This window comes from Tenacibaculum adriaticum (assembly GCF_008124875.1).
Taxonomy (GTDB): Bacteria; Bacteroidota; Bacteroidia; order Flavobacteriales; family Flavobacteriaceae; genus Polaribacter; species Polaribacter adriaticus.
The window spans coordinates 939605-952103 of sequence record NZ_VNIA01000001.1 but is presented as its reverse complement, the minus strand read 5'-3'; the positions used below and the strand labels follow the sequence as shown (position 1 = coordinate 952103).

At 32.0% G+C, this 12499-nt stretch carries 9 protein-coding genes; 3 read left to right on the top strand and 6 right to left on the bottom strand.

Annotation, left to right across the window (positions count from 1 at the left end; genetic code table 11):
- Nucleotides 1-194 precede the first annotated feature (194 nt).
- Nucleotides 195-3308 (top strand): glycosyltransferase family 117 protein, encoded by a 3114-nt coding sequence (locus C7447_RS04450; protein ID WP_148869148.1) that lies wholly within the window; start codon nucleotides 195-197, stop codon nucleotides 3306-3308.
- A 60-nt stretch (nucleotides 3309-3368) separates the two neighbouring features.
- Here C7447_RS04450 and C7447_RS04445 read toward each other — a convergent pair whose 3' ends face one another.
- Together C7447_RS04445 and C7447_RS04440 are read right to left on the bottom strand one after the other, a co-directional pair.
- Complete coding sequence (locus C7447_RS04445; protein ID WP_148869146.1) at nucleotides 3369-3662, bottom strand: thioredoxin family protein; 294 nt, start codon at nucleotides 3660-3662, stop codon at nucleotides 3369-3371.
- Between the two features lie 86 nt (nucleotides 3663-3748).
- A complete protein-coding gene (locus tag C7447_RS04440; RefSeq protein WP_148869144.1) occupies nucleotides 3749-4972 on the bottom strand; it encodes a metallophosphoesterase in 1224 nt (407 codons plus the stop codon).
- A gap of 105 nt (nucleotides 4973-5077) precedes the next feature.
- On the opposite strand from C7447_RS04440, the gene polA reads away from it, so the two are divergent.
- A complete protein-coding gene (polA, locus tag C7447_RS04435) occupies nucleotides 5078-7918 on the top strand; it encodes a DNA polymerase I (RefSeq protein ID WP_148869142.1) in 2841 nt (946 codons plus the stop codon).
- Nucleotides 7919-8221: 303 nt separating this feature from the next.
- Here the strand turns inward: polA and C7447_RS04430 are convergent, their stop codons facing one another.
- Complete coding sequence (locus tag C7447_RS04430; protein WP_148869140.1) at nucleotides 8222-8587, bottom strand: Na(+)-translocating NADH-quinone reductase subunit F; 366 nt, start codon at nucleotides 8585-8587, stop codon at nucleotides 8222-8224.
- Entirely contained in the window at nucleotides 8587-9942 is a 1356-nt protein-coding gene (locus C7447_RS04425; RefSeq protein WP_148869138.1) for a DEAD/DEAH box helicase, read from the bottom strand. Before C7447_RS04425 ends, C7447_RS04430 begins: the two co-directional genes overlap by 1 nt.
- A gap of 66 nt (nucleotides 9943-10008) precedes the next feature.
- On the opposite strand from C7447_RS04425, the gene C7447_RS04420 reads away from it, so the two are divergent.
- Nucleotides 10009-10464: a Na(+)-translocating NADH-quinone reductase subunit F gene (locus C7447_RS04420; protein ID WP_148869136.1), complete on the top strand. Its 456-nt coding sequence runs from the start codon at nucleotides 10009-10011 to the stop codon at nucleotides 10462-10464.
- Between the two features lie 96 nt (nucleotides 10465-10560).
- Here the strand turns inward: C7447_RS04420 and tig are convergent, their stop codons facing one another.
- Both tig and C7447_RS04410 read right to left on the bottom strand, forming a co-directional pair.
- Nucleotides 10561-11883, bottom strand: coding sequence for a trigger factor (tig, locus tag C7447_RS04415; RefSeq protein WP_148869134.1), 1323 nt, complete (start codon nucleotides 11881-11883; stop codon nucleotides 10561-10563).
- Nucleotides 11884-12057: 174 nt separating this feature from the next.
- Entirely contained in the window at nucleotides 12058-12405 is a 348-nt protein-coding gene (locus C7447_RS04410; RefSeq protein WP_148869132.1) for a phage holin family protein, read from the bottom strand.
- Nucleotides 12406-12499: the final 94 nt, after the last annotated feature.

The window sequence follows — 12499 nt, the reverse complement described above, 5'->3', positions numbered from 1 at the left end:
GGGTGCAAATTTAAAGTAATCTTTTAAATTTGCAAACATTTTTTTATTTTTTTTTATTTAACAGAATTTTACCTCCATTCTATCCTGCAAATATAATCAAAAGAATATTTTTGTTTTAAGAATTTTACACACATTTACAATTAAAAAAAGGCAAAAATAAATTAGTACATTCGCAACGACATTTTAACTAGACTATGAACCAATTTAATTATAAAAAATGGAATACTATTTTAGGATGGGTTTCATTTGCTATTGCTCTAATTACATACACTTTAACTCTTGAACCCACAGTAAGTTCTTGGGATTGTGGCGAATATATTTCTACTGCTGTAAAGTTAGAAGTAGGGCATCCACCGGGAGCTCCTCTTTTTCAAATGTTGGGTGCATTTTTCGCAATGTTTACAAATGACCCTAGCCAATGGGCAAAAATGGTCAACTTTATGTCAGCTTTAGCTAGTGCTTTTACCATTCTTTTTATGTTTTGGACTATTACTAATTTAGCTAAAAAAGCAGCAATTAAAAATGGTAAGTTTAGTGTTGGTGAAAAAATTGCTGTTTTAGGTAGTGGTTTAGTTGGTGCATTAGCCTATACTTTTTCAGATAGTTATTGGTTCAGTGCCGTTGAAGGAGAAGTATACGCAATGTCTTCATTTTTGATGGCAATCTTATTTTGGTTAGGTTTAAAATGGGAAAGTGAAATCAACAGTCCAAGAGGTAATAAGTGGCTAGTCATTATCAGTTTTGTCGTTGGGTTATCTTTTGGAGTACATATTTTATCTTTATTGGTAATCCCTTCAATTGTAATGTTATATTTCTTTAAGACATACAAAGATATTAATCTAAAAACTACAGCTATTGCATCATTAATTGCCATTTTAGTTTTAGCTTTTGTCTTTAAATTTTTATTCCCTTTTACGTTAAAATTCTTTAGTGTATCGGAATTATTCTTCATTAATAGTATTGGCTTACCTTATAACTCAGGAACTATTATTGGAGGTATTGTTTTAATAGCACTCTTTTACTTCGGATTAAAACACACTCGTGAAAAAGAATTATTTACTGCGAACACTCTAATATTATCTATCTTATTCTTAATGATTGGGTTTTCATCTTGGTTAATGTTACCTATCCGTGCTAATGCAGACACCATTATCAATGAAAACAATCCCTCAAGTGCCCGTGAATTATTAGCTTATTATAACCGTGAACAATATGGAGATGCTAATGTTTTTTATGACAAATACTATTCTTTCTCATACCAAAGAGAACAAGACGCTTCAAATCCTTACAAAGATGATAAGCCAAAATACGAAAAGCGTAATGGTAAATATGAAATTGTAAACAATTATAAAGATGCTTTACCAAATTGGTCAGATAAACATAAAGGTTTTATACCAAGAATGGTAGATCCAGGATCTGAACAATATTACAAGCAAATAGCAGGTATCCCTGCACGCGCATCTCGTAAACCAACCTTTATCGAAAACATAAAATTTATGTTTGATTATCAATTCGGATACATGTATGGACGTTATTTTATGTGGAACTTTGTAGGACGCCAAAACGATTCTCAGGGCCATTTAGATGTTGAAAACGGAAATTGGTTAAGTGGAATTGATTTTATTGATGAAATCCGTTTAGGTTCCCAACAAGACTTACCAGACGATGTGAAGAATAATAAGGGAAGAAATACTTACTTTTTCTTACCTTTAATTTTAGGAATTATTGGTTTATTATATCATATTAAAGAAGATAAGAAGAATTTTTATGTATTAACACTCTTCTTTGTTTTTACAGGGTTTGCTATTATATTTTACACGAATCCAAAACCTTTTGAACCTCGTGAACGTGATTATGCTGTGGTAGGCTCTTTCTATGTTTTTGCGATTTGGATTGGGTTTGGGGTATTAGCATTGTATGATTCATTAAAAAAATACGCCAAAAAAGAAATCGTTGCTATTGCAATTTCTGTAGTTTCTTTATTAGCTGTTCCAACTTTAATGGGCTTCCAAAATTGGGATGATCATGATAGAGGAGATCGTTATACTGCACAATTAAATGCCCAAACGTACTTAGAAAGTTGTGATCCTAATGCTATTCTATTTACCATTGGAGATAATGATACTTTTCCGCTTTGGTATATGCAGCAAATGGAAGGAGTTCGTACCGATATTAAACTAGTAAATACAAGTCTTTTTGCTACCGATTGGTATATCGACCAAATGAAGAAAAAAACATACGATGCAGATCCTATTCCATCTAAATTAACACACGATCAATATAAATATGGAACACTAGATGTTGCCTATCACATGCCACATCCACAATTAAAAGATTCTGTATTACCGTTAAATGACTTTATGCGTTGGATTGCTAGTGATAACGACGCAACCTATTTTGAGACTGAAAACGGGCAACGTGAAAAGATTTACCCGACTAACAAAATTAGAGTGCCTGTAAACAAAAAAAATGCTCTTAAATACGGAATTGTTGCAGCTAAAGATGCTGACAAAATAGTCGATTATATAGATATAACAGTAGATAGACAAGGCTTAACCAAAAATCGTATTTTGATGTTAGACATCTTAAATAATTTTGATTGGAAACGCCCAATTTATTTTACAGGCGGTGCAAATGCTGATGAAGAGTATATTTGGATGAAAGATTATTTACAGTTAGATGGGATGGCCTTTAAACTGGTTCCTATAAAAACTCCTAACAAAGACAAATCGATGTTTGACATGGGAAGAATTGATCCAGAAAAAATGTATGCCAATATTAAAAAGTGGGATTGGAAGACAATTAATAACGGTAAAATCTATTTAGATGAACAAACTAAACGTAACGCTATTTCTATGCGTAATAATTTAATGCGTTTATCTGAAGAATTTCTTGTTGAAGGAGATTCAGTTCAAGCAAAAGATGTTTTAGACCTTTCATTATACAAAATGCCAATTAGAGATTTTGGGCATTATAGTATTTCTTTAGGATATCCAGAATTATACTACAGAATAGGAGATAAAGACAAAGCTCGTGAAACTAGCGAAACATTAATTGATATTTTTCAACAACGTTTATTGCATTATAGTACATATAAAGAAAGTGATGTTGATTTAATTATTGATGATTTAGACACAAATCTTTATATGTATAGAAACGTAATTAATCAAGTCGATAAGTACGACAGCGACAGAGACTACGTTAAAAAATTACAAGATGGTTTTATAAACAACGTAGAACTCTTTAAACATTTAATGCCAGAACCTGAACCAGAAGAAACTCAGGTTTTAGACACCATAAAACCTTAAACAATAAAAAAGCGGTTGAAATTATTCAACCGCTTTTTTATTTATCTTTTTTTAGTTAACTTAAACGTATTGCTGAACCAGCCCTATTAAAGTATTCGCGTCTTGCTCTCCTGTTTGCCTCCACTTCATTTCCCCATTTTTATAAATCATAAAGGTAGGATTTCCTTTTACTCGTAAAGCATCTGCTAGAATTTCATTCTTTTTAATATCGATTTTTATCACTTTTGCCTTATCTCCTAATGCTGCAGCAACATCACGAAGTGTATCTATGTTCATATCTACATCTTCCCAATCAAAATAAAAATCTATAAGTACAGGTTTATTTATACTAATAATTTCTCCAAACTTTGTCATTTTACATAAATTTTATCTGTAGAGCGCCTAAAAATAACACTTTTTTATTATGTAACTATTATATTATCATTAATAATGTTAAAAAATCACGCTTTTTTCAACTCTATCACTGTTATTTCTGGCCAAATCCCTACTCTACCAGGAAAAGCGTGATATCCAAACCCTCTGTTTACATTTATGTATCTTCCAAATTCTTCATACAAACCTGCCCATTGTTTATATACGTATTGAGCTGGGCTCCATTTTATAAAACCAGGAATTTCAATTCCAAACTGTAATCCGTGAGTATGCCCACTTAAGGTTAAATGATAATTAAAATCATCTTCTTTTACTTCATACTCCCAATGACTAGGATCATGGCTCATTAAAATTTTAAAATCTTCTTTTTGTATTCCTGAAGTTGCTTGTTTTAAATCTCCTGCTTTTTTAAAACCTTTTCCCCAATTCTCAACACCAACTAAAGCTATTTTTTGTCCATCTTTTTCTATATATCGATGTTCATTTAACAATAAATCAAATCCTATTTTTGGGTGAATATCCTTTACTGCTTTAAAATTTTCTTCTTTATCCTCTTCTGATTTCCAATCAGAATAATCACCATAATCATGATTCCCAAGAATCGAATATTTACCTATTGGAGCATGTAATTGTTTAAAAACATCCACCCAATCATCCATTTCATGAGCAAAATTATTGACAATATCCCCTGTAAAAAGCAGTATATCCGATTTTTGCTCATTAATTAAATCTACTCCATATTGAATTTTTTCTTTATTCGTAAAACTTCCAGAATGAATATCTGTAATTTGTGTAATGGTAAACCCATCAAAAGCCTCAGGTAAATCTTTAAAAGGCAATTGATATTTTAAGACTTTGTAGTTGTGCTTTCCTCTAACCATTCCATATAACAAACTGGTAAAAGGCAAAGCAGCAATACCCAATGCAATTTGCGCAATAAATTTTCTACGCCCTGCCAAAGCTTCTGTTTCTCCGGGAGAAAAATAGGAGATTCCTTTTTGAGCTCCACGCACTATATCTTCCCCAAACATAAAAAACACAATAATCAACTTTGGTAGTAACGCTAAAAGCAACAATCCAACAGCCCATTGAAACTCTTTAGTTTGTCCATCACTTCTCTCATATCCAAAAATAGTTATGAAAAAATTTACATAAGCAAATACTCCAATCATCAACCAAACATAACGAAAGATCTTATTATTGGTCATCATTTTAATTGCCTGAAAAGCATACAATTCAAGCATAATTATTACAACTGAAAAAATAATAGATGAAATTATCCAACGGGGCATATATTCTTTTTTATGTTCGTTACAAAGATACGGCTAATAACAAAAAATGATTTTTAATGTCTTGTTAAAGTTTTGTAGCTTTACCTTCTTCAACATACACCTAAAATGATTAACAAAAAAAGACTTTTTTTACTCGACGCATATGCACTTATTTTTAGAGGATATTATGCCTTTATTAAAAACCCACGTATTAATTCTAAAGGAATGGATACTTCTGCAATCTTAGGTTTTACCAATTCATTATTAGATGTTATAAAACGTGAAAAGCCTGATTATTTAGCTGTGTGTTTTGACAAAGGTGGGAGTGTTGACAGAAATGAAGTTTTTCCAGAATATAAATCTAACAGACAAGAAACACCTGAAGCAATTAGAATAGCCGTACCATATATTGAAAAAATATTAGAGGCCATGAATATTCCCGCAATTATAAAAGAAGGGTATGAAGCTGATGATATTATTGGTACACTTGCCAAAAAAGCTGAAAAAGCAGGTTTAGAAACCTATATGGTAACTCCCGATAAAGATTTTGCTCAATTGGTTTCTGATAATATTTTCATGTACAAACCACCTAGAATGGGTAATGGATATGAAAAGTGGGGAATTGAAGAAGTAAAAGCTAAATTTGGAGTTGAAAGACCTGAGCAAGTAATTGACTTTTTAGGAATGATGGGAGACGCTGCCGACAACATACCTGGATTACCTGGTGTTGGTGAAAAAACAGCCAAAAAATTCTTATCTCAATATGGTAGTATGGAAAATTTGCTTGCCAATACGCATGAATTAAAAGGCAAAATGAAAGAGAAGATAGAAGCAAGTGTTGATCTTGGAATGCTGTCTAAACAGTTAGCCACTATTATGCTAGATGTTCCTGTTGAATTGGAGCAAGACAAATTAATTTTTGAGCAACCTGATATTGAAAAAACAAAAGAGATTTTTGCCGAATTAGAGTTCCGTCGTATGACTGAAAATTTTTTGAAAGCATTTAATACTAGTTCAGTAAATGAAACCTCTCAAACTATAACTGAAGATAAAACACCTTCTAAAAAAAGTAGCATAAACACTTCGAATCAATTTGATCTGTTTGCAGCTCCTGGAACTGGAACTATCTCCGAAGAAAATCAAATCAACGGATATAAAACTATTGAAAATACCAGTCATTTTTATCAATTAGTTAATACACCTCTTTCAAGAAGACTATTAATCGAAAAATTACTCCAACAAACTTCTGTATGTTTTGATACCGAAACTACAGGTTTAAAAGCTTTGGAAGTTGAATTGATTGGAATTGCTTTTTCTTGGGAAGTTGGTAAAGGTTATTATGTAGCTTTTCCAGAAGATCAAAAAGAAACACAAACGCTTTTAGAAGAATTTCGTCTCTTTTTTGAAAATGAAGACATCGAAAAAATTGGACATAATATTAAATACGATATCAAAGTATTATCTAATTACAACATCCCTGTAAAAGGTAACTTGTTTGATACTATGATTGCGCATTATCTAATTAACCCAGATATGCGACATAATATGGATATATTAGCCGAAACCTACTTAAACTATCAACCTGTTTCAATTACGGAACTCATAGGCAAGAAAGGCAAAAATCAGTTATCGATGCGAACTGTTGAATTAGGAAAACAAACGGAATATGCGGTAGAAGATTCTGACATTACACTTCAGTTAAAAGAACATTTTGAAAAAGAGCTTGAAAGCGGAAATTTAACCAAGCTTTTTAATGAAGTTGAAATGCCTTTAGTATCGGTATTAACCTCTATGGAAATTGAAGGTATTAATATTGATACCGAATTTTTAAAATCCCTTTCGGTAGATTTAACCAAAGACATTACTGAATTAGAAAAACGAATTTACGAGCAAGCGGGTGAAGAATTTAATATTGCATCTCCGAAACAACTAGGAGTTGTATTATTTGAAAACATGAAATTGGTTGACAAACCAAAAAAAACAAAAACAGGTCAATATTCAACAGCAGAAGATGTTCTTTCTTATTTAGCAAAAGACCATCAAATCGTCACGGATATTTTACTATATCGCCAATATAAAAAACTGCAAAGTACTTATGTAGATGCGCTACCCAATGAAGTAAATCCGAAAACAAAAAGAGTTCACACTGTATATGCACAGGCCGTTGCTGCAACAGGAAGATTAAGCTCTAACAATCCGAACTTACAAAATATTCCTATTCGTACAAAACGCGGACAAGAAGTTAGGAAAGCATTTATTCCACGAAATAAAGACTTTGTATTAGTAGCTGCGGATTATTCTCAAATAGAATTGCGAATTATTGCAGCATTGAGTGAAGAAGAAACAATGATTAAAGCTTTTCAAAACGAAGAAGATATTCACGCTTCAACTGCAGCTAAAGTATTTAATGTACCTCTTAAAGAAGTGACTCGTGAACAACGTAGTAATGCTAAAACAGTTAACTTCGGAATTATATATGGTGTATCTGCATTTGGACTAAGTAACCAAACAGATTTAACTCGAAGTGAAGCCAAAGAATTAATAGATACGTATTATAAAACATACCCTAAATTACGAAACTATATGGCCGAACAGGTAGATTTTGCTCGTGATCATGGATATGTAGAAACCATTTTAGGTCGTAAACGCTATTTAAAAGACATCAACTCACGAAATGCCATTGTTCGTGGTGCAGCAGAACGAAATGCTGTAAACGCACCTATACAAGGTAGTGCGGCAGATGTTATAAAGCTTGCCATGATTAATATTAAAAAACGATTTGACAAAGAACAATTCAAATCTAAAATGTTATTACAAGTACATGATGAACTAGTATTTGATATACATAAAGATGAATTAGAAATCATTAAGCCTATTATTAAACAAGAAATGGAAAATGCCTATAAACTAACCGTTCCGTTAGATGTAGAAGTAGGTGTTGGACTTAATTGGCTAGAAGCTCATTAATTTAAGTTTAAAACAAAAAAAACACTCAATATCCCCAATTGAGTGTTTTTTCCTTAGTGATTATTTTGCTTTATCTAGTGCCTCATTGCATAACCAGCTGCTCTTCCGAACTCGGCTAGAACTAATAATACACTTTTAAACAAATCACTAATCTTCCCTAGTAATAACTTCCCCATAATATTTAATTTTAATCCCCTCACAAATATACTTCATAATACGTTGATTTTCAATAGGGTTTTTCCTGTAGTGTATTACAGGATCTAATTTTAGTATAGATGGGGAGAAAAAAACTATAACTGGTAACTACACCGTTATCGTTATAAAGTCATCAAAGGCTATATAATAAGGTTGATCCTTAAAAACAGGTAATTCTACGCTTTCAGCATTTGCAACTCCAATACCCGCAAACCATACTTTTGCATTCTGCTTGGCTGCATGTTCTTTAAAAGTTTCCATCCATAAAACATCATAGTCGTTTGGGCTCTGTAAGTTATTAGAAACTTTTACCAAAACAAAAATGGTAGGTTCTCCTTTTTTATACAATACAAACTGCGGATGTTTTTTTAGTTCACTATTAATGGCTACAAATTCATAACCTAATTTTTGTAGTTTCTTCCCTACAATGTTCATTCCTAAATTATGCAATTCTTGCTCGGTAAGTGCACGCATTATTTTTTCTTATTACGCTTATTGTAATTTTTATCGCCACGAGTTTTTGGCTTCTTATATTTTTTAGCAATTTCTCTTCTGTAAGAACCTCCTTGATTGGTTTTTTGATTCTTTTCTTTCTTTTCGTGAAATGCAGGGCCAGGAACATATTCTTGTGAAGTTCTGTTACTAGATATTTCTCCAGGTTCTTTCGGACGCTCTTCTTCAGTTAATTCTGTAGATATTTCAACTTGCTCTGGTATTTCTAAAAGCGGAATGGTATAATCCATCAATTCTTCAATACGCTGTTTTGCTTCTTGCTCTTTTTCTGTAGAAAACAAAATCGTTTTCCCTTCATGCTCTGCACGACCTGTTCTACCAATTCGGTGCATGTAGTTTTCAGGAAAATGTGGTGTATTAAAGTTAATTACGTGTGTTATTTCTTGCAAATCTAATCCACGAGCAATAACATCGGTAGCAATTAAAATTCGTTTCTCTCCTTTATTAAATTGTTCGATTGAACGAATACGGTAATTCTGTGTTTTATTCGAATGAATTACACAAGACTGTGATGGATACTCTTCTTTTACAGCTTCAAAAAGTCTATCTGCATTTCGTTTATTTGGTGCGAAAATTAACACTTTACTAAACTCTTCTTTATCAAACAATAAATAATTAAGCAGGTTAACCTTTGTATAAAAGTTCGGTAGATTATAACTTGTTTGCTGGATATTATCTAACGGAGTTCCACTTACTGCAATTGCTATTTTTTTAGGTGCTATAAAAAAGTCATCAATTAAGTTCTCAACATCTTCTGTCATCGTTGCAGAAAACATAATGTTTTGGCGACGTTCTGGTAACAAATCGAAAATATTTAATAATTGAAATCTAAATCCTAGATCTAACATTACATCCACCTCATCTATCACTAACTTTTGAATAGATTTTAGTTTTAACACATTACTTAATGCTAAATCATACAAACGTCCTGGAGTTGCCACAATAATATCTGCACCTTCTGCAACTGCTTGTTTGTGTCTATTTAGGTTAACACCTCCAAAAACGCCAGTAACACGAAGCGACATGTATTTTGATAACTTTTCTATTTCATCTACTACCTGTAACACCAACTCGCGTGTTGGCACTAAAACTAGCACTCTAGGGTGTTGTTGTTTCGAGAATTTTAGATCGCGAAGAATAGGCAACATATAAGCAAATGTTTTACCTGTACCTGTCTGCGCTATACCCACTACATCTTTTCCTGATCTTACAATCGGGAAAGCTTCTTCTTGAATAGGTGTTGGATGGGTAAATCCTAAATCTTCTATTGAATTTCTTAATGGATTAGATAAATCTAAATCTTGAAAAGTTGTCATTTAACTTATTTTGAGGCAAAGGTACAACCAATATTTTGTATATTTAAACGGATAATTTATTCATATATGGAAACACCTAAACGCTTAGAACAGGCATTGATAAAATTATACAATGCATTTCATAATAATGAGTTGAACCCAGAATGTTGTTCGGCATGTGCTGTTGGAAATATTTTGGACAACCATGATAGCTGGAAACATTTATCTGACCAACACGGTTCTTTAAAATTAAGCTATGTTGGAAGAGTACATCAGCAATTAGGGAGGAAATTTAATGGTTATACTCCGTTAGAATTAATACATATTGAAAAAGTTTTTTTAGAAGCTTGTGGATTTATAGTTCCGTTATGTCATTACAATCCGAAACCTCAGAATCCTACAAATAAAGATAAATTGTTTAACGGACTAAATGCTGTTGTTGCCTATTTATGTGAATTAGATGGAATTGACAATGTTATGGGTTATTCGAAGATTTTTGAATATGAAAATCCCATGTATAAATTTGATGTAATTTACGAGTAAACTGCATTAGGGATTGAACAATTCGATTGGGCACTATATGACAAAAAAAACCGATACTCTCGTATCGGCTTTCTATATTTTAAACGATTTCAGTTCTTATTTGTAAACTTCTTTAATAAAGTCTTCGTAGCTTACTTCTTTTGTTTTAAACTTCATGTTTTCTTTGTAGAAGCTTAATAATTTTTGAGAAATTAACTGAGATTGTAAACGTTGTGCTTCTTCTTGATTAGATAATACTCTACCAGCAATATCGTTTAATTCTTTTTCTTCTGGATTCATGTTACCAAATTGTGCCATTTGCGCTTTAATGAATCCTTTTGCATAGTCTAACAACTCAGTATACTCTAATTTGATATCGTTATCTTTCATAATCTTTCCTTCGATTAATTGATAACGTAATCCTTTTTCAGATTTTGCATACTCTTCTGTTGCTTCCTCTGAAGTTAATTCTTTTTCACCTGCAGTTTGTAACCACTTTTGTAAAAATTCTGCTGGTAAATCGAATTTAGTATTGTCTACTAAATGCTCTGTAACGGCATTTAATAATTGTTGATCTGCTTGTTGTTGGAATTGCTTTTCTGCGTCTTCTTTGATTTTTTCTTTTAAATCAGTTACAGATTTTACACTTCCGTCAGCAAATAACTTATTAAATAACTCTTGATCTAAATCTGCTAATTCAGTTTTAGTAATTTCTTCAACAGTTAATGTTACTTTGATATCTAAATCGTGAGCCTCATCGTGAGAAACACCTAAAACGTGTTGTAATTTGTGATCGTCCTCGAATAATTTTTTAGTATCTAATTCGATAACATCACCAACTTTAGCTCCGATTACTTTCTTTTCGTTTTTCTTTCCTTTTAAATCGTTTACTAAGAAAGTAGATTTTTTGTTAATCCCTTTTTCTTCGTTTACGAAAGTACCCGTTACATTAGAATCCTCTTCCGCAACATCTAAAGCAGACATTTTTCCGTAACGAGATTGAATATTTTCAACTTCTGAATCTAATAATTCGTCTGTAGCAATAATATTATACTCAGTAATTTTGTTTTTCCCTTTTAAATCTACATCAAATTCTGGTGCTAAACCTAATTCGAATTCAAAAGAAAATTTATCCGCTTCCCAAGAAAAATCATCTTGTACTCTTGGCAATGGATTCCCTAAAATATCTAACTTCTCTTCTACCAAAAACTTGTTTAAACTTTCTTGTAAAAGCTTATTTACCTCATCAATCATTACCGATTTACCGTACTGCTTCTTTACCATTCCCATTGGCACGTGCCCTTTTCTAAAACCAGGAATGTTTGCTTTTTTACGGTAGTCGTTTAATACCTCTGTTACTTTAGCTTGAAAATCTTCAGCAACAATATCAACTTTTACAACTGCGTTTAACGCATCTACATTTTCTTTCGTTATATTCATTTCGATAAAATCTATTTCTTAAAAAATTGGGTGCAAAATTAATGTTTTATTTCTTGATAACCAAGACTTTTAACTGCAAGAAGCACATATTTTTTTACAGCCGTTTTTAAACTAAAAATCAGTCTAAAAACCAAAACATCTTTATTTAATTATTTTAATTGGTCGTTTTACCAACTAATTATCTTCCTCTTTTAACAATCTAAAAAGCAGCGACCTAAATATAGATAGCAATACACTAAATACCATTGCTGTAAAAAATCCTGTAACCATAAAACCTGTAACAAGTTTTCCTGCCAACAGAATAATGATGGCATTGATAACAAACAAGAACAAACCTAAAGTAAGAATGGTTACCGGCAAGGTAAAAATGACCAATAAAGGACGCACAAACATATTAAGTATTGAAATTGTTAACGCTACCCAAACAGCCGTTAAATAATTATCAACCGTAATACCGGGTAAAAAGTTTGCTAAAATAATTACTGCCAAAGCAGTTAATAAGAGTTTTAAGAATATTTTCATATAATTATTATTTATCTTTCCTGTAAAGGCAGGAATCAGTTTTTTGCTCCGTCATTGCGAAGAGTGAAACGATGAAGCAACTTGCTCTTTTGTA

Coding starts and splice junctions, on each gene's coding strand:
- C7447_RS04425 (WP_148869138.1), bottom strand. CDS start 9,942: ATGACAACTTTTCAAGATTTAGATTTATCTAATCCATTAAGAAATTCA.
- tig (WP_148869134.1), bottom strand. CDS start 11,883: ATGAATATAACGAAAGAAAATGTAGATGCGTTAAACGCAGTTGTAAAA.
- polA (WP_148869142.1), top strand. CDS start 5,078: ATGATTAACAAAAAAAGACTTTTTTTACTCGACGCATATGCACTTATT.
- C7447_RS04430 (WP_148869140.1), bottom strand. CDS start 8,587: ATGCGTGCACTTACCGAGCAAGAATTGCATAATTTAGGAATGAACATT.
- C7447_RS04440 (WP_148869144.1), bottom strand. CDS start 4,972: ATGCCCCGTTGGATAATTTCATCTATTATTTTTTCAGTTGTAATAATT.
- C7447_RS04445 (WP_148869146.1), bottom strand. CDS start 3,662: ATGACAAAGTTTGGAGAAATTATTAGTATAAATAAACCTGTACTTATA.
- C7447_RS04420 (WP_148869136.1), top strand. CDS start 10,009: ATGGAAACACCTAAACGCTTAGAACAGGCATTGATAAAATTATACAAT.
- C7447_RS04410 (WP_148869132.1), bottom strand. CDS start 12,405: ATGAAAATATTCTTAAAACTCTTATTAACTGCTTTGGCAGTAATTATT.
- C7447_RS04450 (WP_148869148.1), top strand. CDS start 195: ATGAACCAATTTAATTATAAAAAATGGAATACTATTTTAGGATGGGTT.